This is a genomic window from Saccharothrix longispora (assembly GCF_031455225.1).
GTDB lineage: Bacteria > Actinomycetota > Actinomycetes > Mycobacteriales > Pseudonocardiaceae > Actinosynnema > Actinosynnema longispora.
The window spans coordinates 3,062,260-3,085,764 of record NZ_JAVDSG010000001.1 but is presented as its reverse complement, the minus strand read 5'-3'; the positions used below and the strand labels follow the sequence as shown (position 1 = coordinate 3,085,764).

14 protein-coding genes, 1 tRNA gene and 1 pseudogene are annotated in these 23,505 nt (G+C 73.7%); 8 read left to right on the top strand and 8 right to left on the bottom strand.

Annotation, left to right across the window (positions count from 1 at the left end):
• Positions 1-29 precede the first annotated feature (29 nt).
• A complete protein-coding gene (locus J2S66_RS12515) occupies positions 30-1,157 on the bottom strand; it encodes a trypsin-like serine peptidase (protein ID WP_310307134.1) in 1,128 nt (375 codons plus the stop codon).
• 157 nt (positions 1,158-1,314) lie between these two features.
• On the opposite strand from J2S66_RS12515, the gene J2S66_RS12510 reads away from it, so the two are divergent.
• Positions 1,315-4,560 (top strand): ATP-binding protein, encoded by a 3,246-nt coding sequence (locus tag J2S66_RS12510; RefSeq protein ID WP_310307133.1) that lies wholly within the window; start codon positions 1,315-1,317, stop codon positions 4,558-4,560.
• Position 4,561: 1 nt separating this feature from the next.
• Here the strand turns inward: J2S66_RS12510 and J2S66_RS12505 are convergent, their stop codons facing one another.
• Positions 4,562-5,413, bottom strand: coding sequence for a hypothetical protein (locus tag J2S66_RS12505; RefSeq protein WP_310307132.1), 852 nt, complete (start codon positions 5,411-5,413; stop codon positions 4,562-4,564).
• A gap of 328 nt (positions 5,414-5,741) precedes the next feature.
• Here J2S66_RS12505 and J2S66_RS12500 point away from each other — a divergent pair.
• A tRNA-Arg gene (locus J2S66_RS12500) sits at positions 5,742-5,815 on the top strand.
• Between the two features lie 85 nt (positions 5,816-5,900).
• Here J2S66_RS12500 and J2S66_RS12495 read toward each other — a convergent pair.
• Entirely contained in the window at positions 5,901-7,184 is a 1,284-nt protein-coding gene (locus J2S66_RS12495) for a M14 family metallopeptidase (protein ID WP_310307131.1), read from the bottom strand.
• A gap of 219 nt (positions 7,185-7,403) precedes the next feature.
• Entirely contained in the window at positions 7,404-8,627 is a 1,224-nt protein-coding gene (locus J2S66_RS12490) for a PP2C family protein-serine/threonine phosphatase (protein ID WP_310307130.1), read from the bottom strand.
• Between the two features lie 239 nt (positions 8,628-8,866).
• Here J2S66_RS12490 and J2S66_RS12485 point away from each other — a divergent pair, with 239 nt between their 5' ends.
• The gene (locus tag J2S66_RS12485; RefSeq protein ID WP_310307129.1) at positions 8,867-9,778 is read left to right on the top strand and encodes a hypothetical protein; all 912 of its coding nucleotides are present in this window, start codon (positions 8,867-8,869) and stop codon (positions 9,776-9,778) included.
• Here the strand turns inward: J2S66_RS12485 and J2S66_RS12480 are convergent.
• Genes J2S66_RS12480 through J2S66_RS12465 form a run of 4 tightly spaced genes read right to left on the bottom strand, consistent with a single transcriptional unit; the run spans position 9,769 to position 13,780 of the window.
• Positions 9,769-10,785 (bottom strand): LacI family DNA-binding transcriptional regulator, encoded by a 1,017-nt coding sequence (locus J2S66_RS12480; protein ID WP_310307128.1) that lies wholly within the window; start codon positions 10,783-10,785, stop codon positions 9,769-9,771. The two genes, J2S66_RS12485 and J2S66_RS12480, sit on opposite strands and share 10 nt — an antisense overlap.
• 21 nt (positions 10,786-10,806) lie before the next feature.
• Entirely contained in the window at positions 10,807-11,610 is an 804-nt protein-coding gene (locus J2S66_RS12475; RefSeq protein ID WP_310307127.1) for a carbohydrate ABC transporter permease, read from the bottom strand.
• A complete protein-coding gene (locus J2S66_RS12470; protein WP_310307126.1) occupies positions 11,607-12,437 on the bottom strand; it encodes a carbohydrate ABC transporter permease in 831 nt (276 codons plus the stop codon). The genes J2S66_RS12475 and J2S66_RS12470 overlap by 4 nt, the downstream gene beginning before the upstream one ends.
• 2 nt (positions 12,438-12,439) lie before the next feature.
• Positions 12,440-13,780 carry an ABC transporter substrate-binding protein gene (locus tag J2S66_RS12465; RefSeq protein ID WP_310307124.1) on the bottom strand — a complete coding sequence of 447 codons (1,341 nt, stop codon included), beginning with the start codon at positions 13,778-13,780 and terminating at the stop codon, positions 12,440-12,442.
• A gap of 108 nt (positions 13,781-13,888) precedes the next feature.
• On the opposite strand from J2S66_RS12465, the gene J2S66_RS12460 reads away from it, so the two are divergent.
• From J2S66_RS12460 to J2S66_RS12440, 5 genes and pseudogenes are all read left to right on the top strand, one after another.
• Positions 13,889-14,929, top strand: a complete 1,041-nt coding sequence (locus J2S66_RS12460) for a LacI family DNA-binding transcriptional regulator (protein WP_310307123.1) — start codon at positions 13,889-13,891, stop codon at positions 14,927-14,929.
• A gap of 695 nt (positions 14,930-15,624) precedes the next feature.
• The gene (locus J2S66_RS12455) at positions 15,625-16,959 is read left to right on the top strand and encodes a CE1 family esterase (protein ID WP_310307122.1); all 1,335 of its coding nucleotides are present in this window, start codon (positions 15,625-15,627) and stop codon (positions 16,957-16,959) included.
• Between the two features lie 570 nt (positions 16,960-17,529).
• On the top strand, positions 17,530-20,346 hold the full coding sequence (locus tag J2S66_RS12450) for a PQQ-dependent sugar dehydrogenase (protein ID WP_310307121.1): 2,817 nt from the start codon (positions 17,530-17,532) through the stop codon (positions 20,344-20,346).
• 51 nt (positions 20,347-20,397) lie between these two features.
• The gene (locus J2S66_RS12445) at positions 20,398-22,101 is read left to right on the top strand and encodes a ThuA domain-containing protein (protein WP_310307120.1); all 1,704 of its coding nucleotides are present in this window, start codon (positions 20,398-20,400) and stop codon (positions 22,099-22,101) included.
• A 112-nt stretch (positions 22,102-22,213) separates the two neighbouring features.
• A pseudogene (locus J2S66_RS12440) lies at positions 22,214-23,485 on the top strand (RICIN domain-containing protein); the annotation flags it as partial.
• Between the last annotated feature and the right edge of the window lie 20 nt (positions 23,486-23,505).

Here is a 23,505-nt window from a genome sequence, read left to right as displayed (position 1 = left end):
CCGGGGGAGGGCGCCGCGGGTACCGGCCCCTACTCGCAGGGGTGGTCGGCGAAGGCGCTGGGGTGGGCGTGGATCCAGTCGCAGAAGTTGTTCGCCCGGGCCGCCGTGACCCGCGTGGCCCAGTTGCCGCCGTGGTAGGCGATGACCCCGGTCACGCGCCGGTCGTCACCGTCCCGCTCGTAGACCGGCGACCCGCTCTGCCCGCCCTGGACGTCGACGTGGGTCTTGATCTGCTTGGACAGCACGAGCAACGTCGGGTCGCTGTCGCCGTACTGGTAGTTGTCGCACTGGCCGTCGGCGGACGGCGAGTCGGCGCAGTCGTGGGACCAGATCGGGTAGCCGGCCGTCCAGTGCTCGCCCCAGTGCCCGTTGGACCGCCACCCCAGCCAGCCCAGGCCGGCGGTGGAGCGCTGGTCGTCCAGCACGACCATGGCGTAGTCGTACGCCGGGTCACCGTGGTCGAACCAGCCGGACACGCTGAAGTACCAGTGGGAGTTCTTGAGCCCGTTCGGGTACGTGCCGATCCCGTCCTGGCCGGGCGCCACCTTGCGGTTCGGGTACCAGCCCTCGTCCTTGCCGCCGCTGCCCCGGTGGATGCAGTGGCCGGCGGTGAGCAGGTGGCGCGGTCCGATCAGGGAACCCGAGCAGTTGGACGTCGTGGCGCCCGGCGAGGAGATCGACCCCACCACCCGCCACGGGTAGCTCGTGGTCGCCGACCGCCGCAGCCGGTCGTCGGGGCCGAAGATCGTCCGGGTGCCCATCCCGCCGTCCGCCCGCTGCGGTCCGACCTCGGGGACGACGTCCGTCGGGGTCGGGTTGACCGGGCGGGTCTCGTCCGGTCCGCGCGGGGCGAGCGCGGTCTGCCGGTACAGCCGGCCGTCGGGGGAGACCGCGACGCCCAGCTCCCAGTCCGCCGGCCGGGCCACGTCGAGCCGCGCGGCCTCCTCGTCGCCGAGCGAGGGCGCCTCCGGTTCGGCGGTCGGATCGGTGTAGGTGGCCAGGCCTACGCAGCGCCAGTCGCCGCGCCGGTCCAGTTCGGTGGCCGGCCGGTCGGCGCACGGGTCCTCCGCGTGGGCGACCGACGTGGTCGCGAGCGGCGCCAGTGCGGCGGCCAGCACCAGCACCACCGCTCGTGCCGACACGTGTTGCTTCCTCATGTTCCCCTCCGGAGACCGGTTCAGGTGGTCGTGCACCACGGTCGTCACGGACCTTCGGGTGGCCTTAGCGTCGGCATAAGGCGGCCGGGGTTGATCACATCGGGTGAATCCGCCGCCCAGCGCGCACGGACCGGCCCGGGTGTGGCATGGATAGCGTGTGACGACGCCCGCGACCACCGACGCCGTCGCGCGGCCTCGCCTGGACTACCTGCTGGCCGCGGCGCGCGCCAGCCGGATCACCACGGTGGTGGCGCCCGCCGGCTACGGCAAGACCACGTTCCTGGCCGGCTGGACCGCGCGGGCCCCGGTCGCCTGGCACACGCTCACCGAGGAGGACCGCTCCGCCCAGCCGCTGCTGGCCAACCTCGCCGCCGCCCTGCGCTCCATCCTGCCCGCGCTGCGCTTCCGACCGCCCGGCGTGCTGGCCGACGACGAGGACGCGGGCGAGGCCGGGCGGGCCGACCGGGTGCACGCCATGGCCGCCTCCCTGTGCGAGGCGGTCGCCGAGGCCACGACCGGCGCGGGTGGGCGGGAGGTGCTCCTGGTGCTGGACGACCTGCACGTCATCGGCCGCGACGACCGGACGTGCGGCCTGCTGGAGGCGCTGTGCCTCCAGGCCCCGCCGGCGCTGCGCGTGGTGCTGTCGAGCCGGGAGCCGCCGCCGTTCCCGGTGCGGCGACCGGCCGGGCCGCGCGGACCGCTGGAGGTCTCCGCCGCGCAGCTCGCGTTCACCGAGGGGGAGACCCGGCAGCTGCTGCCCGACGACCGCGCCGCCGCGGAGCTGCACCGGCTCTCCGGCGGGTGGCCGGTGGCGGTGCGGATGGCGGCCGGGGCTCGGGTGCCGGACCCGACGGCCGGGCCGGTGCTGCCCGCCGCGGCGGCGCCGCACGACCGCGCGCTGTACGACTACCTGGCCCACGAGGTCTTCGACCGCGAACCGCGCCGGGTCCGCGAGCTGCTGGCCGCCGCCGCGCTGTTCGACCGCTTCGACGCCGACCTGCTGGCCGCGCTGGGGTTCGCCGACGCCGCGCCGGTGCTGGACGACCTGCTGGCCCGCGGGTTGTTCGTGGAGCGGCTGATCCCGCACCCCGGCTGGCTGGGGCTGATCCCGCTGGCGCGCGCGTTCGTCGCCGGACGCACCCCGCCGTCCCCGGCCGAACGGCGCCGGCTCGGCGCGACAGCCGCCGCGTGGCTCGCCGACCGGGGCCACCTCGCGGAGGCGCTCGCCGCGCTGACCGGGCTCGCCGACCACCGCGCCGTCGGCGCGCTGCTGGCCGCGCACGGCGAGGAGCTGCTCCAGCGCGGCGGCGCGGACACCGTGACCGCCGCCGTCGACGCCATCCCGCCCGACGAGCGCGACCCGGTCACGTGGCAGCTGGCCGGTGTGGCGCACCAGGTGCGCGGCGAGTGGGGACCTGCCCTGGCGTGCCTGCGGCGGGCCACCCCGCGCGGCGTGCCCACCCCGCCGGCGCTCGCCGCCCGCATCGCCGCGATGCACTACTTCAGCGGCGCACCGGACCGGACGCTCGCCGCCTGCGGGGAGTGCTCGACCACCGGGGCGGACCCGGCGGCCGAGGCCAGGGTGCACGGCCTGGCCGCGAGCGCGCACTGGGCGCGCGGCGACGTCGCCGCCAGCCGGGCCGAGGTCGCCGCCGCGACGGTGCTGGCCGAGGAGGCGGGCGACGACGCGGCGCTGGCGGCCACGCACACCGTGCTGGCCATGGTCGCCGACGCGGAGGGCGACCGCTCGGCGGTCGCCGACCACTACGCGCGGGCGCTGGCGCACGCGCAGCTCGCCGGGGACGTGCTGGCCGAGATCAGGATCAGGGTCAACCGGTCGGCGCACCTCGTGCACGAAGCGGACCACGGGGAGGCGCTGGCCGAGCTGGAGACCGCGCTGCGGCTCGCCGACCTGACCGGGTTCACCAGCTACCGGGCGCTGGCGCTGAACAACCGGGGCGCGGCGTGGCTGGGCCTCGGGCGGCTGGACGAGGCCGCCGCCGACCTGCACGCGGCGCGCAAGGTCTACACCAGGACGGGATCGCGGCTTGCCAGCCTGGCGCTGGAGTCGCTCGGGGAGGTCCACCGGCTCCGGGGGGAGCGGGCGCTGGCCCGGGACGCCTTCGCCGAGGCGGTGCGGCTGGCCGAGGAGAACGACGCCGTGCCGCAGTTGGTGCCCGCCCTGGCGGGGCTCGCCCGGGTGCTGGCCGACGAGCAGCCCAGGGCCGCCGAGGACCTGGTGCGCCGGGCGCTGTCCTGCGGCACCGGCCTGGGCTACCCGGCGGCGCTGCTGGCCGCCGCGCGCCTCGCGCTCGCGCGCGGCGAACCGGACGAGGCGGCGGCCCACGCGGGCCAGGCCCAGGCCGTGGCCGCCCGGCGCCGCGACCGGGCCGCCGGCGCGGCGGCGCTCGAACTGCTCGGTCGGTCCGCGGCCGGTCGCGACGAGGCCGGTCGCGACGAGGCGTTGTCGCTGCTGGACCAGGCCGCGGCGGCGTGGGCCGGGATCGGCAACCCCCTCGGCGGCATCGAGGTGTCGATCGCCAGGGCACGGGTGCTCGGCGGCGCGGACGGCCTGGCGCTGGTCACGGTGGCCGGTCAGGCCGCCGCCCGGCTCGGCGCCCGCGGGTTGGTCGCGGAGGCCGCCTCGGTCGCCGGGGCGTGCGGCCGGTCGACCGGCCCCGCCGTGTCCATCCGCACCCTCGGCGGGTTCCGGGTGCTGCGCCGGGGCGAGACCGTCCCGGCCACGGCGTGGCAGTCGAAGAAGGCGCGCGACCTCGTCAAGATCCTCGTCGCGCGGCGGGGGAGGCCCGCGACCCGCGAGGCGCTGATGGCGCTGCTGTGGCCGGACGAGCCACCGGAGCGGGTCGCCAACCGGTTCTCGGTGGCGCTGTCCACCGCGCGCCTGGTGCTCGACCCCGACCGCGGCGACGGGCACGGCATCGTCGCCGACAACGACCAGGTTCGCCTCGACCCGACCGTCGTCGACGTGGACGTGATCCGGTTCCTCGCCGACGCGCGGGCCGGGTTGACGGGCGGGCCGGCGGCGCTGCTGGCCTCGGCGGAGACCGCCTACACCGGCGACTTCCTGGAGGAGGACCCCTACGCCGACTGGGCCGCGGAACTGCGCGAGGACGCCCGCCTCACCTACCTCCAGGTCGCCTCGGCGCTGGCCGGGCACGCCGCCGCGTCCGGCGACCACGTCGCGACCAGCCGGTACTGCCTGCGCGTCCTGGAGCGCGACTGCTACGACGAGACCGCGCACCTGGCGCTGGTGCGCGCGCTCACCGCGTCGGGCAGCCACGGCGAGGCGCGCCGCCGCTACCGGACCTACGTGTCGCGGATGCGCGAGATCGACGTGGAGCCGAGCCCCCTCCCCGATCCCGCGCCGCTCCGCGTCGGGTGACTCACGCCTTGGCGCAGATCGCGTACGCCTCGATGCCCCACGGGCTGGCGCCCTTCGTGCCGATCGCCGTCATCGTGCCCGCGTCCGGGTCCGGCAGCCACGCCACCGCGACCGTCAGCGAGTCGGTCGCGTTGCCGTACGCCGAGGCGCCGCCGCCGGTGTACTGGTAGCCGTCGGCGCACGTCGCGGTGACCGTCTGCTCGAACGAGCCGGACATGTCGCCCTTCGCGACCTCGCGCACCAGCAGGCCCGCCTTCGCCGGGTCGCAGATCGCCCACGCCTTCACCGCCCACGGGGCGTCCGCCGGCCCGGCGGCCTTCGCGGTGGCCGTCGTCAGGCTCGCGTCGGGCACCAGCCCGTACAGGGCCGCCGGGTCCGCCGGGTCGGAGCCGGCGACCTCGCCGCCGAGGCCGGTCAGGCTGCCGGGGACCTCGCAGGAGACCGAGTCCTCCTTGACGGCGACCTGCGCGGCGCCGAACCCGTCCGGGCGCACCAGCACGGGGTTGCCGCGGGCGCAGACGGCGCGGGCGAGCACGACCCAGGGCGACGTGGCCCCGAACGACCGGGCGCTCACCACGACGCCCGACAGGTCGGGCAACGGCCGGACGGCGTCGATCGCCACCTGCCCGGACGCGTCCCGGACGGCCCCGCCCGCCGAGTACAGCTTCGTGCCGCTCGGGCACCAGGCCGTCACGGACTTGCCGGAGGTGGTGGCCGGGCTGACCGCCTCCACCAGTCGGACGCCGACGGCCTGGCCCGCGGCCCGGGCGTGCGCGGTGCCCACCACCCCGCTCGCGACCCCCAGCGCGAACCCGACCACCGCGACCCGCTTCCACCACGTCGTCCCGCTCATCGAACCCCTGCTCCTCTCACCCGCGGCAGAGCCCGCGGCGTCACGGTGCCCAGGATGGGGGCGGCGGTTACGGTGGCCTTAAAGTCGGGTGGTCGGACCCGTCGGCGCGGTCACGACGGGTCGGGTTCCACCTCCGCGACGGTCGCGCCGGGGGCTCGGGGAGAGGATGACGTGCGGGGCTCCGTCCGACCCCGGGTGACGTGGCCGCACCGTGCCCGGGTGGGCCGCCCGCCGGAAAAGCCGTTGCGCCGATCGGCGGCGGGATCGCATGATCGACCCACACCGCACGGGGCAGCTTCCCCGTCCCCGCGCGGATGACTTCCCACGCGCCCCCGCGGCTCGGTCGGGGCGGAGCGCGACGCCACGAACGTCGAGGTTCCGGGTTCGAGTCCGGCAGGGGCACGCGTCGTGCCACCACCGCCCCCGGCGGTGTCCCCCACCACCCCGCGCCGAGGTACCGGGCGTGGGGTGGTGACGCACGACCGGATCAGCCCGCGTAAGGGGCCTTCGCCGCCTTCGCCGCGGTCAGGAACGCTCCTTTGTTCTTCGGCCAGAACAGGCTGTCCACGCACGAGTACTCCGGCAGGAACCCGCCGCAGTCGCCGCTGCCCGACCCGATCTCGAACGTGTAGCTCGCGACACCCAGGTCGCCGTAGGCGAAGTCGTCGGTCGTGCCGGTCGTGTCGCCCTCGGCCACCACCTCGTACCCGTTGGACGCCGCCATCTTCCTGCCCAGCGCCGCCAGCTGCGCCGCGTTCGGGTTCGCGTTCCACGTCCAGCCCCACGGCGGCATGATCAGGTTGCCGTAGCTGTGGACGGTGATCATCACGCCCGTGGTCGTCACCGGCGCCGGTTCGGTGTCACCGGGGCCCCGCTGGTCGGGGAAGAGCTGCCTGAACCACGCCTCGATCGCCTCGGTCTCCGGCTCCGAACCGGCCGCCGTGCCCTGGTAGGTCTCGTCGCACCGGTCCGTGCCGGCCTTGCCCCACTTGAACGTGGAGTTGCGGTTCAGGTCCACGCCGTAGCTCGGCGTCGAGCACGACGCGCCGGTGTTGTTGGCGTTCTTGCGCTGCAACAACGGCCTGCTGCCGCCGGACGCGACGATGTCCACCCCGTCGGGGTTGGCGATCGGCACCACCCACAGCTCGGTCGTGTCCAGGACGGACGTCACCTCGGCGTCCGTGCCGTACCCGCGGGTGACGTGGTCGATCCACCGCCACGCCAGCTCGCCGGTGGCCAGCTCCCGCGCGTGGAGCTGCGCGATCAACGCGAACCGGGGCTTGGCGGAGTCGGGGTCGAGCGCGCAGTCGCCGGCCTGCTTGCGGGTGATGCAGATGGCCTTGATGTCGTGACCGCCCTGGCCGCGCGTCCTGCGCCAGCTGTCGCCGATGTCGTGCACCTGCGTCAGCGCCGGGTACGCCGCCGCCACGTCGGTCAGGTGCTTCTCGTGCTCCGCCACCGTCCGGTAGCCGCCGTAGTACGTCAGGGCGCCGACGTCCGCGGCCCGACCGGGCGGCACCTGCTTGTACACCGCATCGGACTTCCTCGGCTGGTGGCCGAGGGCGACCAGCCGGTCGGCCACGCGCCGGTCGCCGACCACCTGCACGACGCCGTCGACGCCGTGCCCGACGTCGAACCCGGCCTCCCGCAGGGCGCGCTCACCCGCTCCCGGGACCTGCCAGTAGTACGGCGTGGTGTCGGGTCGAGCGGCCGGCGCGCTGGTTCCCACCAGCAGCAGCGCCGCCGTGACAAGACCTACCCGTACCTTCATCGACCGACCTCCAGACGGGCCGGCGGCCGAGGCGGGGTGACAGGAGGCCGCCGCGCCGAACGCGGGTGTGGAGCACCGCACACCAGCAGAACCTACCGACGGTGGTCGCCCGTGCCCGGAACGTCACCACGGGCGTGTCGCCGGGAACGGCGGTCGATCCACGCCGCGTCGTCCGGCCGATCGGGCACCGGGTGCGCGACGGGAGGAAGCGGACAGGTGTCAGGACCGGTCGACCGCGGGGCTGTGCCGGATGGCCAGCAGGGCGATGTCGTCGGTGGCGGGCCGGTCGTTCACCAGGGTGGTCATGATCCGGGCGCACGCCGTCTCGGGCGACACGGGGGTGACGGCCTCCCGGAGCACTTCCAGCCAGCCGTCGAGGTCCTGCCCGCGGCGTTCCACGAGGCCGTCGGTGTACAGCGCGACCAGCGCGCCGTCCGGCACGTCGACGACGGCGCCGCGGCGACCGGTGACGGCGAGGGCGTAGCCGATGGGCGGGCCGATCGGGGCGTCGACGAAGGCGGCCGGCCGGCCGGGCGCGGCGAGCACGGGGGGCAGGTGGCCGGCCAGGGCGAGGTCCATGCGGCAGGTCGCCGTGTCGATGACCGCGTAGGCGACCGTGGCCATGGTGCTGCTCTCGAAGTGACTGGCCTTCCGGTCGAGCTTGCCGAGCACCTCGGCGGGGTCGGCGAACTCCAGGGCGTAGGCGCGCAGCGCGCTGCGCAGGCGTCCCATGACGATCGCGGCGGGCAGCCCGTTGCCCACGACGTCGCCGATCACCAGGCCGATGCGCCCGCCGGGGAGGGGGAACACGTCGTACCAGTCGCCGCCGACGCCGCTGTCCGTGCCGGGCACGTAGCGGGCCGCCATCTCCCACCCGTCGGCGGCGGGCAGGCGCGAGGGCAGGAGGCTGTCCTGGAGCATGGCGGCGGCGGCCCGCTCGGAGCGCGAGCGGTGCACGTGCGCCGCCATCGCCAACCGGTCGGCGACCAGTTGGAGCAGTTCGATCTCCTCGTCGGTGAACCGGCGGGTCGTGGTGCTGCCGATGTGCAGGACCCCGCTCAGGTCGCCGTGGGTCACCATCGGCACGCCCAGCAGGGTCCGCAGGCCGCGCTGCCACAACAGGGGGTTGACCACGGTGGACTCGTCGACGTGGTCGACCTGCACCGCTTCCCTGCGCTGGGCCACCTGCCCGGCGAAGCCCGTCCCGACCGGCACGCGGACGCCCTGGAAGACCTCCTCCTCCAGGCCGGAGGCCGCCCTGGCCACCAACTGCTCGCCGGAGGCGTCGGTCAGCAGGACGGTGACGGTGTCGACCTCGAACAGGTCGCGCACCCGCCACAGCAGGACCTCGAAGAACTTGTCCAGGTCGAGTTCCCTGAGCGTGCCGTCGGTGATCGCCTCCAGCACGCGCAGCCGCCGGGTCGACACCTGCGGACCACCCATCCCGCACCCCCCCGTCCACGTCTCGACCGCGCGCGTACACCGAGCGACCAGCACGAACGCGTGACGGATGCCATGTGAGCCGGTGTCGAACGATTCAGGGTACCCGGAACGGGTGTTTCCGAACGCCCGGCGGTCCGCTAGGCCGGCCCGCAGCCACGGCAACCGGGGAGTGGTCCCACCGGCGTGCGGCCCAGCAGACTTGATCGGACGGAATCCGCTGGTCGAGTGAGGTGTGCGCCATGACCCGAGTCCCGGCCGTCGCCGGAACCGTTCGTCCCACCAGACCCGGACGGCTGGTGCTCGGCAGCGCGGCCGCGGGCGTCCTGCTGGCCGTCCTGTGGTCCTACGAGCTGGTCGACCACGTGATCGGCGCGAACGTGGCCAACGCGCTGCTCGGCGAGGACGCCGCGACCGCGTCGATCGCGGGCACGGCCGCGGGCCTGGCGTTCGCGTTCGTCTCCGGCCTCGCGGGCACCTTCACCGCGTGCAACATCGCCATGGCCGCGTCCATCGGACCGATGAGCCAGGCGAGCGGGGCGGCCTCGGGCACCGCGCGGGCACTGGCGCGCCCCCTCGGCTGGTTCACCGCGGGCATGGTCGGGGTGTCGGCGGTCTACGGCGCGGTCGGCGTGCTCGTCGGCACGAGCCTGCCGCAGCTGTCCACCGCGACCGTCGGCGCGATGCCGGTGCGCCTGGTGCAGTCGGCGGTCGTGTTCGGCGTCGTCGGCCTGGCGCTGACCTACCTCGGCCTCGCGGCCCTCGGCGTCGTGCCCGACCTGTTCCGAGCCCGCCCGGTCGCCCGGGTCGTGGTGCTCGGCGCGCTGGTCGGCGCGTTCCTGATCGGCCGCCCCTACCCGCTGTTCATCAAGCTGTTCCGCTCCGCGGTCGAGTCCGGGAACCCGCTGTACGGCGCGGGCACGTTCGTGCTCCAGTCCATCGGCAACATCCTGCTCGCGGTGATCGTGTTCACGGTGCTCGCCCTGGCCACCAAGGGCCGGTTCCTGCGCTGGTTGGGCGGCAACCAGCGCCGCACGGCGGTCGTCAGCTCGGCGCTGCTCATCGCCCTGGGCGTCTTCCTGCTCGTGTACTGGGACGTCCGCGTCCCGGCGATCTTCGGGTTCGGCTGGTTCCCGACCATGCCCTACAACTGACGGGGGGCCGGCGGTGAGGTGCTGGCGCGGAGGACGAGTTCGGTGGGGAGGACGACCCGGTGGTGCGCCGGTAACCCGTGGTGGGCGCTCAGGACCGCCAGCCGGGTGGCCTCGGCGGCCATGTCGCGCAAGGGCTGGCGGATCGTGGTGAGCCCCGGCGTGGCCCACCTCGCGGGCGGCAGGTCGTCGAAGCCCACCACGCTCAGGTCGTCGGGCACGCGCAGGCCCTTGTCGTGGGCGGCCTGGTAGACGCCGAGCGCCTGGGCGTCGTTGCAGGCGAACACGGCGGTCGGCGGGTCGGGCAGGCGGAGCAGCTCGTGCGCGTGCCGGCGACCGTCCTCCACCTGGTAGGCGCCGGCGCGGACCAGGGCGCGGTCCAGCGGGACGCCCGCGGTGTCGAGGGCGGCGCGGTAGCCGATCAGGCGCTCCCGGGCGGACAGCGCGCCCGCGGGTCCGGTGATCACCGCGATGCGCCGGTGCCCCAGCTCCAGCAGGTGCCGGGTGGCGGCCAGGCCGCCCTCCCGGTTGGCCGCGTGGACCGCCGCCACCCCCGGACCGGGCTCGGTGATCGGGTCCACCAGCACGACGGGGATCACGCGGCCCGCCAGCCGGGCGCGCTGCTCGGCGGTCGGGGCGCACAGCACCGAGACGACGGCCCGGGAGCGGCGGGAGAGGACGGTCTCGATCCACGTGTCGCCGGGTGCCGGCCGACCACCGGGGTCCGACACGACCACGGCCACGCGGTGGGCGTCGGCGGCGCGGGCGGCGCCCCGGATGACCTCCATCGCGTACGGACCGGCGAGCCCGTGCAGGACCAGCTCCAGCAGCGGGGCGGTGACGAACCGCGTCCGCGGCCGGTAGCCGTGCGTCAGCATGATCTCCTCGATCGCCGCACGGGTGTCCGCCGCGACGTCACCGCGTCCGTTGAACACCTTCGACACCGTGGTGGTGGACACCCCGGCCAGCGCGGCCACCTGGGCGATGGTGATGTCGGGCGTGGACTTCACGGGCAGTCTCCTTCGATCGGGTCAGCGGACCGAGGCCCACTCGACCAGGGCATCGGCGAACCGGCGGCGCAGCAGGACGAGCGGCACGACCACCGGCGCGGTGATCAGCAGCGCGCCCGCGCACAGCAGCGGCACGTCGGTGCCCCAGCGGCCCTGGAACGCGCCGAGCGCGCCCGCCGCCGTCCGCCGCAGCGGGTCGTCGACCAGGACCAGGGCGAACAGCAGGTGGTTCCACGTCCACACCGACAGCAGCAGCGCCGACGACCGCAGCGCGTCGCCCGCGAGGGGCAGGTGCACGTGCCGGAACACCGCCCACGGGCCCGCCCCGTCCACGCGGGCGCACTCGGCCGGCTCGGCGTCCGCCGACGCGAAGTGGGTCCGCATCCACACCACTCCGAACGGCAGGTGCACGGCGACCAGCGGCAGCACCAGCCCCGCCGTCGTGTCGAGCAGCCCCAGGTCGCGGACCAGTTGGTACAGCGGGACGACGATCGCCTCCCGGGGCAGCACCAGCCCGACCACGAACAGGCCGAGCACCGCGCGCGAACCGGGGAACGGCAGCCGCGCCAGCCCGTAGCCGGCCGCGGTGGACAGCACGAGGACCGCGGGCACCACGGCGAGCACGACCACCAGTCCCGACAGCAGCGCCCGGTCCACCAGCGCGGTCCGGAACGCCAGCGCGAAGTTCGACCAGTGCGGGTCGTCCGGCCAGGTCAGCCCCGGGGGATAGGTGCCGGGCGGGTGCAGGGCGGTGACGAACAGCTCCGCCAGCGGCAGCACCGTCACGACGGCGAGCCCGACGCGCACGAGCAACCCGGCCCTCACCGCGACCACCGCAGCACCGGGGCGACCACGGCCAGCACCAGCACCACGAGCACCACGGCCAGGGCCGACGCCAGGCCCACCTGACGCTCCGTGAAGGCCAGGTGGAACACCTCCAGCGCCGGGACCGACGTCGCTCCGCCGGGTCCGCCGAGGGTCGTCACGTACACGACGTCGAAGCTCGACAGGGCGGCGACCGAGGTGATCACCACGCACACGCCGACCTCCCGGCGCACGCCCGGCAGCGTCACCGCGCGGAACTCCCGCCACCGCCCCGCACCGTCCAGGCGGGCGGCCTCGTACAGGGCCGGGTCCAGCCGCCGCACGCCCGCCGACAGCAGCAGCGCGCACGTCCCGAGCAGCGCCCACGCCCCGATCACGCCCACGGCGGCGAGCGCGGTCGACGAGTCGCCCAGCCACGTCCGCGCCACCCCGTGGAGACCCACCGCCTCCAGCGACCGGTTCACCGCGCCCGTGGACGACAGCAGCACGCTCCACGCCAGCCCCGCCGCGATCGGCGGCACGGCCTGCGGCAGGAGCAGGACCAGCGACGGACCCGGCCGCACCGCGGCGGCCAGGGCGAGGCCGAGCAGGACCGGCCCGGCGGCGAACGCCACGACCAGCAGCAGCGCGTGCGCGAGGGGAGCGACCAGGTCCGGGTCGGTGAACACGGCGGCGTAGTTGTCCCAGCCGACCCACGTCGACGGTCCCACGCCGTCCCACCGGTACAGCGAGTACTGGGCGGTCAGCGCCAGCGGTCGCAGCACGAACACCCCGTACACGGCGAGCGCCGGGAGCACGAACAGCCACCCGGCCCAGCGACCGGCCACCCTCAGCCGCCGGTCTGGGCGACGTAGTCGGCCTGCACGCCGGCGAGCAGCCCTTCGGGGGTCAGGTCGCCCTCCACGAGCCGCTGCAACCGGGGTGTCCAGCTCCTGGCGTACACGGAGCCGGTGGCGTTCGCGATGAAGTCCATCGCCGCGTCGTCGGCCAGCACCTCGTCGGTGGCCGCGAACGTGGCGGCGGTGACCGAGCCGGGCTCCACCGGCAGCGTCGGGTCGACCGGCCCGAGGGGACGCGCCCCGCCGACGCGCACCACGAGGTCCCGGGCGGCCGGGTCCGACGCGGCCCAGTCCAGGAACACCGCCGCGCAGTCGGGGTGCGCGGCCCGTGCCGCGATCCCGAACGACGGCGGTCCGGCCATCGCCGCGCGGGGCGCGCCCGCGGTCAGCGGCGGTGTGAGGAAGAACCCGACGCGGCCGGGCATGCGGCGGTCGAGCGCGGCGGACTCCCAGTCGCCGTTGACCATGAACAGCGCCCGGCCGGAGGTGAACCGGTCCACCATGCGCGCGTAGTCGGTGGCGTTGAGGTCCGCGTCGAAGTAGCCGGCGGCCAGCCAGCGCGCCAGGTGCCGCGCGGCCTCGGTGTTGGGCGGGGTGTCGATCCGCGCCCCGGGCCGCTGGAACGTCCAGTCGTCGACCGCCCTCGTCGAACCGTACGCGCCCATCAGGCTCTGCAAGGGGAACGTCAACCCGCCCGTCGCGCCGCCGTTGAACCCCGCCAGCGGGGTGATGCCCGCCCGCGCGGCGCGGGCGAGGGCGTCGTCCAGCTCGGCCAGGGTGCCCGGCTCGCGCACGCCGATCCGCGCCGCCAGTTCCTTGTTGTAGAAGAACCCCGTCACGCTGGTGGACAACCCCGTCGCGTACAGCGGACCCTCGCCGCGCGGCCGGCCACCCGCCCCGACGCGCAGCGGGCGCGTCTGCGAGGGCGGCCGGCCGTCCCACCCGAACCGGCGGGCGTAGCCGTCGAGGCCCAGCAGCAACCCGGCGCCCGCGACGTCGGAGATCTGCGGCAGGCGCATCAGGTCCGGCGGCTCGTCGGCCAGCACGCGCGGCGCGTTGCGGGTGAGGACGTCGAACGGCTCCTCCCGGATGTCCCACGTGACGTTCGGGTGCTGCCGGGTGAACTCGTCCGCCAACGCCCTGGCGAGCGGGAAGCCGGTCTCGAAGCGGGCGCGCAACGTCACCGGCGAGACCCCGCAGGAGGGTTCCGCGGCCGTGACCGCCGTGCCCGCGGTGGGCACGACATCGGAGCCCGGCGCGGAGCAGCCGGCGACGGACAACGTCAACGCGGCCGCCGCCGCCACGGCGCGGCGGAGGTCCGGGCGCTGCATCGCGTTCTCCTCACTGGTACGTGCTAAATCGTGTTAGCGTCGCGAACTCGTGACGGGATCGTGGTGGGGTCGTGGGTCGGGAGGTGGTCCGCGGTGGGGCGGAGGCGGGTGACGCTGGCGGACGTCGCGGCGGCGAGCGGCGTGTCCAGCACGACCGCGTCGCTCATCCTCAGCGGACGCGCGCGCGAGCTGCGCATCTCCGAAGAGGCGGAACGCCGGGTGCGGGCCAACGCGCAGGAGCTGGGCTACCGGCGCAACACCCTGTCGGTGGGCCTGCGCACCGGTCGCACGCAGACGATCGGCTTCGTGTCCGACACCGTCGCCTCGTCCGGCCTCGCCGGCAACATGATCAAGGGTGCGGTGGACGCCGCCCACCGGCGCGGCTTCATGCTCTTCGTCGGCGAGTCCGGGGGCGACCCGGAAGTCGAGCGGGCGCTCGTCGAGGCCATGCACGACCGGCGGGTGGACGGCATCGTCTTCGCCGCCATGTACACCAGATCGGTTGCCGTCCCGGAAGGGCTGGGTGACGGGCCCGCCGTGCTGCTCAACGCCGTGCCCGCGTCCCGCTCGACCGTCCCCTCTGTGCTGCCCGACGAGGTGCGGGCGGGCCGCTCGGCCGGGCGGGCGATCCTCGGCGCGGGCCACCGGTCGGGCATCCACCTGATCGGCGCGGGGCCGGACCTGGACGACATCCCGCCCAACAGCGTCGCCGCCGTGGAACGGCTCATCGGCCTGCGCCAGGCGTTCGCGGAGGCGGGCGTCGAGCCGGCCGGCGCGCACCGCTGTCCCAAGTGGATGCCGGAGGACGGCTACGAGACCACCCGCGCGATCCTGCGGGGTCACCGCCCCGAGGCGCTGGTGTGCTTCAACGACCGCTTGGCGTTCGGCGCCTACCAGGCGCTGGGAGAGGCCGGTCTGTCCGTCCCGGACGACGTCTCGGTGATCGGGTTCGACGACCATCCCATCGCCTCCTGGATGCGTCCGCGGCTGACGACCGTGGCCCTGCCGCACCACGAACTGGGTGCGCGCGCGGTGGACGTGTTGCTGGACCTGTTCGAACGGCGTCGGCGCACGGGGAGGGCGCCGGCCGTCCACCGGGTGCCGATGCCGCTGCGCGAGGGCGGTTCGGTGCGCGTGCGGTCCTCCTGACGGCGCTTCGAGCCGGCGGTCCCGGGGACGTCGCGAGCGCTCCCCGCCACCCGTGACGTCCTGGTGACACGCAGTGTGCCACCGGTTTGTTCACGCTCACAAGGCGTCGTAGAAAGACAAAGTCGCTCGACTGCTCCGAATGGCGGCTCGTTTCGAAATATTTCGTTCTACCAGGGTATATGCCAACCAAGTGGCCGAAAATTCCGTTGCGATTGTTCGAAGAAGCTAAAGTTAGCGCTAACATCTTTAGCTTTGACGCGGTGTGTCCGCCTGGTTACATTTCTCGCGTCGGGACCTGTGTCCGGTTCCGGCGCCCTCCCGGTCGGCCGGCTCCGCCAGGGCCGGCCGACCGTCGACGACGACGTGGGGAGACCTCGATGCGACCGCGCACGTCGACCTCACCCGCGTCGCTCCCGGAGCCGAAGGCCCTCGGGTGCCCGGTGTCGGGCAGGCGTGGGGCGCGCGGGTGTCCGGGTCGGGGGCGCGGGTGAGCGCGCGCAACGCGCCCTGCGACGCCTCGATCCCGACCGGCGGCCGGGTGGCGCCGCACTCCTACCCCGGACCGCCCCGGCATCGGGGCCGCCCACCCCGCCGCGCCGGACTGGTGCACCTTGGAGAACTCCCGCGCCGACGGGCCGGCACCGACGCCGACGGCGCACCCACCTCGCCGGTAGAACGGCGGAAGGAGTCGCGTGATGTCGAGGCAGAGAACCTCCCGGTTGATCGCCGGGGCCGTGGCGCTGGTCGCGCTCGCGGCGAGCGTCACGGCGCTGAGCACGGGATTCGGCGCGGCGGCGGCGCCCACGTCGATAGGCGCCCAGACGACGACCGCCGGGTGCGGCAAGGCCCCGGCGCTGCGGAGCGGGACGCACACGATCCAGAGCGGCGGCCGGAGCCGCACCTTCATCCTGCGCGTCCCGGACGACTACACCAACACCAGGGCGTACCGGCTGATCTTCGCCTTCCACTGGTGGCACGGCACGGCCAACGACGTCGCCTCCGGTGGGAGCAGCGGCGCGGCCTGGTCCTACTACGGGCAACAGGGGCAGTCGAACAACAGCGCGATCCTCGTCGCGCCCCAGGGCATCGACAACGCGTGGCCCAACACCGGTGACCAGGACGTCACGTTCGTCGACGACATGATCAAGCGGATCGAGGCCGACCTCTGCGTCGACACGGCGCTGCGCTTCGCGACCGGGTTCAGCTACGGCGGCGGCATGAGCTACGCGCTGGCGTGCGGGCGGGCGAACGTCTTCCGGGCGGTGGCGGTGTTCGGGGGCGCGCAGCTGAGCGGGTGCAACGGCGGCACGCAGCCCATCGCCTACCTGGGCATCCACGGCATCGGCGACACGGTGCTCAACATCTCGCAGGGCCGGTCGCTGCGCGACAGGTTCGTCCGGAACAACGGCTGCACGGCCACCACCCCCCGGGAACCCGCCGCGGGCAGCCTGACGCACATCACGACCACGTACCAGGGGTGCCGCGCCGGGTACCCGGTGGTGTGGGCCGCGTTCGACGGCGGGCACCTGCCCGGCGCCGTGGACGGGTGCGCTTGTGAGGACGGCGCCAGGTCGTGGACCAGGGGCGAGGTCTGGAGGTTCTTCTCCCAGTTCGAGGGAACCCCGCCGGGCAGCACGACCACGACCACGACGTCCACGACCACCACGACGACCACCACCACCACGACTACCACGACGAACCCGCCCGGCGACGCCTCGTGCCGGGTGGCCGACAGGGTCAACGCCTGGAACGGCGGCCTGACCTCGGAGATCACGATCACCAACACCGGCTCGGAGCCGGTCCGCGGCTGGTCGCTGGCGTTCGCGCTGCCGAGCGGGCAGACCATCACCTCGGGTTGGAACGCGACGTACTCCCCATCGTCCGGCCAGGTGACGGCGAGGAACGCGGCCTACAACGGCGACATCGCCCCGAACGCCTCGGTGAGCATCGGCTTCCAGGCCACCCACACCGGCAACGCGGGCGCGCCCGCGTCGTTCGCGCTCAACGGGGCGGCCTGCACGGTCGCCTGATCGAGGATCGGGGTCCCGGGGAATCGGACTCCCGGCGAATCGCACTCCCGGGGGTGGGACCGGAGACGGTCCCGCCCCCGGGAGTCTTGACGTCTTCTCGGGGCCACCGCGTGGTCGCCCCGGCCTCCGCCGAATTCGTGTGAACGATAACATGCACGCGTCGTTGACCTGGTCGAATCCACATTCGACAGTCACGATCTGCCGGCATAGGGCCAAGTCTGAGCGTTGAGCCGTCTGGTTAACGCTAACAATTTTAGCAGTTTTGAGCGTTGACGCTCCACATCGTCGCTGGTTACGGTGCCGACGAGGACCCCGCCGCAGTGCGGCTGGACCACCCGTCGACGATGACGAGGGAGATTCTTCGATGCGACGAAGACGTTGCGGTGGGATCGCGCCCTCGTGCCGTCCGGACCCCGCGTTCCCGCTCCCGCACCTGTCCGGGAGCACTCCCTGATCCGCTCCGGGCGACGCTGGCGACCAGTGCTCCCGGCGGTACCGGATCTCTCCACCGCGGCCGTCACGCACCCGCGTGCCCGAATCAGCCAGATGACACCAAGGGGTGAGCCTGCCATGGGACACCGAGTCCGGGCGGCGTCGACCGCCGCTCTCCTCGTGGCCGCCGGTGTGGTGGCGACGGTGGTCGGCTCCGCACCACCGGCTTCCGCGCACGCGGTCAACCCGGCCGACTTCCAGCAGGTCGAGCTGGCCCGGGGGGTCGCCGAGATGGGCGAGCCGATGACGCTCGCCGTCCTGCCCGACCGCTCCGTGCTGCACACCTCCCGCAACGGGACGGTGCGCCGCACCACGGCCGCCGGCGTCACCGGCGTGATCGGCTCGGTGCCGGTCTACGCGCACGACGAGGAAGGCCTCCAGGGCATCGGCGTGGACCCCGGGTTCGCGACCAACCGGTTCATCTACCTCTTCTACGCGCCGCCGCTGTCCACCCCCGGCGGCGACGCGCCGGCCACCGGATCGGACTTCTCGGCGTGGAAGGGGGTCAACCGGCTGTCCCGGTTCACCCTCAACGCCGACTTCACGCTGAACACGGCCAGCCAGGTGACCGTGCTGGAGGTCGCCACCGACCGGGGCATGTGCTGCCACGTCGGCGGGGACATCGACTTCGACGCGGCGGGCAACCTGTACCTGTCCACCGGCGACGACTCGAACCCGTTCGACTCGGGCGGCTACACCCCGATCGACGAGCGCACCAACCGCAACCCCGCCTACGACGCGCAGCGCAGCGCCGGCAACACGAACGACCTGCGCGGCAAGGTGCTGCGGATCAAGGTGAACCCTGACGGCTCGTACTCCATCCCGTCCGGCAACCTGTTCCCGCCGGGCACCGCGCGCACCCGGCCGGAGATCTACGCGATGGGCCTGCGCAACCCGTTCCGCTTCAACGTGGACAAGCCGACCGGGGCGATCCACCTCGGCGAGTACGGGCCGGACGCGGGCACGAGCAGCGGCACGCGGGGGCCGGCCGGCCTGGTGGAGTTCAACCGGATCACCTCGGCGGGCAACTTCGGCTGGCCCTACTGCGTCGGTTCGAACACCACCGCGGAGGCGTACGTCGACTACGCGTTCCCGTCCGGGCCGTCCGGGAACCGGTTCAACTGCGCCGCGCCGGTCAACAACTCCCCGCGCAACACCGGGCTGGGCACCCTGCCCGCCGCGCGCGCGGCGTGGATCAAGTACGACAACTGCTCGTTCGCCGCGTTCGGCTGCGGTTCGGAGTCCCCGATGGCCGCGCCGGTGTACCGGTACGACGCGGCCAACCCGTCGTCGATCAAGTTCCCGGCCGCGCTGGACGGGCACGTGTTCGCCACCGAGTTCGGGCGGCGCTGGATCAAGACCATCGACGTCAACGCCGACGGCTCGGCGGGGCAGGTCAGCGACTTCCCGTGGCGCGGCACCCAGATCATGGACGCGGCCTTCGGCCCGGACGGCGCCCTGTACGTGCTGGACTACGGCACCGGCTGGGGCAGCGGGGACGCCAGCTCCGCGCTCTACCGCATCGAGTACAACCCGGCGGGCAACAAGGCGCCGACCGCGCGGGCCGCCGCCGACCGCACGTCCGGCAGCGCGCCGCTGACCGTGAACTTCTCCTCCGCCGGCTCCTCGGACCCCGAGGGCGGCGCGCTGGCCTACTCGTGGAACTTCGGTGACGGCACCACCTCCGCGGCCGCCAACCCGAGCCACACCTACACCGCCAACGGCCAGTACGCGGTGACGCTCACGGTCACCGACACCGGGGGCCGCTCCGGCGCCGCCAACGTGTCGATCTCGGTCGGGAACACGGCGCCGGTGGTCAGGATCGACGCGCCGACCAACGGCGCCCTGTTCAGCTTCGGCGACACCGTGCCGTACACGATCACCGTGTCGGACGCGGAGGACGGCGCGGTGGACTGCAACCGGGTCAAGCTGAGCTACCTGCTCGGCCACGACAGCCACGGGCACCCGATCAGCACGCGGACCGGCTGCTCCGGCACGATGCAGATCCCGGTCGACGGCGAGCACGACACGGCGGCGAACCTGTTCGCGGTGTTCGATGCCGAGTACACCGACCTCGGGGCCAACGGCCAACCGCCGGTGACCACGCACGCGCAGCACGTGCTCCAACTGCGGCACCGCCAGGCCGAGCACCACTCGACCCAGTCGGGCACCGGCCTCTACGACAAGGCGACCGCCGAGGGCGGCCGGACCGTCGGCGACATCCAGAACGGCGACTGGATCGCGTTCGAGCCGTACGCGCTCGGCGGGGCGACCAGGTTCACCGCCCGGGTGTCGTCGGCCGGTTCCGGCGGCACGCTGTCCGTGCGGACCGGATCGCCGTCCGGACCGGTGCTCGGCACGGTGACCGTGCCGGTGACCGGCAGCTGGGAGACCTTCACCGAGGTGTCCACCACCCTGTCGAACGTGCCGACCGGGACCGTCGCGCTGTACCTCACCTTCGCCGGCGGCACGGGCACCTTGTTCGACGTGGACGCGTACACGTTCGGCACGTCGACGGGCGCCCGGACCGGGCCGATCACCGGCTCCTCGGGCAAGTGCGTGGACGTCAACGGCGGCAGCTCGGTCGACGGCGCGAAGGTGCAGCTGTGGACGTGCAACGGCGGTGCGAACCAGCGCTGGACGGTCAACGGCACCACCCTGCGCTCCCTGGACAAGTGCCTGGAGGTGGCCGGGACCGCCGACGGCTCCCTGGCGAGGTTGTGGACCTGCAACGGCGGCGGTGGTCAGAACTGGACCGCCGGGGCCAACGGTTCGCTGGTGAACCCGCAGTCGGGCAAGTGCCTGGACGCCAACGGCGGCAGCTCGGCGGACGGCACGCAGTTGATCATCTGGAGCTGCCACGGCGGCGCCAACCAGCGATGGACCCTGCCCTGATGACCCTGCCCTGATGACCCTGCCCTGATGACCACGCGAGGACGGCCGAAGATGAGACGCTCACCGATCCGGCGCGCGATCGGCGTGGCCGCTGCCGCGCTGACCGCCGCCGCACTCGGCTCCAGCCCGCCAGCCGTCGCGGCCGACGCGCCGTATGACGTGCTGGTGTTCTCCAAGACCACCGGTTTCCGCCACGACTCGATCCCGGCCGGCACCCAGCTGATCAGGGACCTGGGCGCGGTCAACAGCTTCACGGTGACCACCACCGAGGACTCGAACCACTTCACCGCGTCCAACCTGGCCCGGTACGAGGCCGTGGTGTTCCTCAACACCACGGGGGACGTGCTCAACGCGACGCAGCAGACCGCGTTCGAGTCCTACGTCCGGGGCGGGGGAGGGTACGTCGGCGTCCACTCGGCGTCCGACACCGAGTACGACTGGCCGTTCTACGGCGAACTGGTCGGCACGTACTTCACCTCGCACCCGGCGGTCCAGCAGGCGACGGTCCGGGTGGAGGACCGGGCGCACGCGGCCACCGCGCACCTCGGTCCGACGTGGACCCGGACCGACGAGTGGTACGACTTCCGCGGCAGCGTCCGCTCCACCGCCCGCGTGCTGGCCTCGCTCGACGAGTCGAGCTACAGCGGCGGCCGGATGGGTGCCGACCACCCGCACACCTGGTGCAAGGCGGTCCAGGGCGGGCGCTCCTTCTACACCGGCGGCGGCCACACCCAGGCGAGCTACGCCGAGGCCGGGTTCCGCGCCCTGCTCCTCGGCGGCATCCGCTACGCGGCCGGTCGGACCAGGGCCGACTGCCGGCCGGAGAACGGCTACACCGCGCTGTACAACGGTTCCACCGCCGGCTGGTCGCAGGCCGGACCGGGCGGCTTCACCAACGGCGACGGCACGCTGACCTCGTTCGGCGGCCAAGGCCTGTTCTGGAACAGCGCGCGCGAGTACCGCTCGTACTCGCTCAAGCTGGACTGGCGGATGCCCGGCGACGACAACTCCGGGGTCTTCGTCGGCTTCCCGCCGAGCACCGACCCGGCCTCCGCGATGAGCAACGGCTACGAGGTGCAGATCGACGCAACCGACACCGCCGACAGGACCACGGGCGCGGTCTACGGGTTCAAGGGCGCCGACCAGACCGCCCGCGACGGCGCGCTCAACCCGCCCGGCGAGTGGAACACCTTCGAGCTGCTGGTGGAGGGCGAGCGCCTCCAGGTGTTCCTCAACGGCGTGCGGATCAACGACTTCACCAACACCGACCCGGCCCGGTCCCTGGTGTCGGGGCACATCGGCATCCAGAACCACGGCACCGGCGACGACGTGTCGTTCCGCAACATCCGCGTCAGGGAACTGGGTGGCGCGGTTCCGCGCACCGGGCCGATCACCGGCTCCTCGGGCAAGTGCGTGGACGTCAACGGCGGCAGCTCGGTCGACGGCGCGAAGGTGCAGCTGTGGACGTGCAACGGCGGTGCGAACCAGCGCTGGACGGTCAACGGCACCACCCTGCGCGCACTGGACAAGTGCCTGGAGGTGTCGGGCGGCGGCACGGCGAACGGCAGTGCCGCGAGGTTGTGGACCTGCAACGGCGGCGGTGGTCAGAACTGGACCGCCGGGGCCAACGGTTCGCTGGTGAACCCGCAGTCGGGCAAGTGCCTGGACGCCAACGGCGGCAGCTCGGCGGACGGCACGCAGTTGATCATCTGGAGCTGCCACGGCGGCGCCAACCAACGGTGGACCCTGCCTTGAACCGAAGGAGTGCTCGATGAGAACCAGCGGTGAGGCCCTCGCCTCCCGACCGACCCGACGCCGACGGCCCGTGACGGCCGCCGCGGCGGCGGTGCTCCTCGCGGCCGGCGCGATGACCGCGGTGGACGCGCCGCCCGCGGCGGCGGCCACGGTCGACACCGGCGCGTGGTACGTGCTGGTCAACCGCACCAGCGGCAAGGCGCTGGACCTGTCCGGTTCGTCCACTGCCGACGGTGCGCGGATCACCCAGTGGATGCGCCACGACGCGGCCAACCAGCAGTGGCAGTTCCAGGACTCCGGCGGCGGCTACTACCGCGTCAAGTCCCGGCACTCCGGCAAGGTCCTCGACGTGCCCGGCTCGTCCACCGCCGACGGCGCCGCGATCCAGCAGTGGGCCGACCACGGCGGGACCAACCAGCAGTTCCGGCTGGCCGACTCCGACGGCGGCCACGTGCGGTTGATCGCCCGGCACAGCAACAAGGCGGTGGAGGTGCAGGGCTCCTCCACCGCGGACAACGCCAACGTCGTGCAGTACGCCGACCACGGCGGGGCCAACCAGCAGTGGCAGCTGGCCAAGGTGTCCGGCGGGGGCGACCCGGGCGGCAGCGGCTGCGGCAAGGCCCCGACGCTGCGCAGCGGCACGCACACGATCCAGAGCGGCGGCAAGAGCCGCAGCTTCATCCTGCGGGTGCCCGACGGCTACGACAACACCCGGCCGTACCGGTTGATCTTCGGGTTCCACTGGCGCGGCGGCACCATGAACGACGTCTCCTCCGGCGGGACCAGCGGGACCGCGTGGTCCTACTACGGGATGCAGGAGCAGTCGAACAACAGCGCGATCCTCGTCGCGCCGCAGGGCCTGGGCAACGGCTGGGCCAACTCCGGCGGTGAGGACGTCACGTTCACCGACGACATGATCAAGCGGATCGAGGCCGACCTGTGCGTCGACCCGAAGCTGCGCTTCGCGATGGGCTTCAGCTACGGCGGCGGCATGAGCTACGCCCTCGCCTGCGCCCGGGCGACCGTGTTCCGGGCCGTGGTCGTCTACGCCGGCGCCCAGTTGAGCGGGTGCAGCGGCGGCAGCCAGCCGATCGCCTACTTCGGACTGCACGGCCTCACCGACAACGTCCTCAACATCTCCATGGGACGGCAGCTGCGGGACCGGTTCGTCGCCAACAACGGCTGCACGCCGCAGAACCCGCGCGAGCCGGCGCAGGGCAGCATGAGCCACGTCACCACGACCTACTCGTGCCGGGCGGGCTACCCGGTCCAGTGGGCCGCCTTCGACAACGGCCACATGCCCGGCCCGGTCGACGGCACCTATGCCGAGAGCGGCGTCCGGACCTGGACCAAGGGCGAGGCCTGGAGGTTCATCTCCCAGTTCTGACCACGTCCGCCCACCTG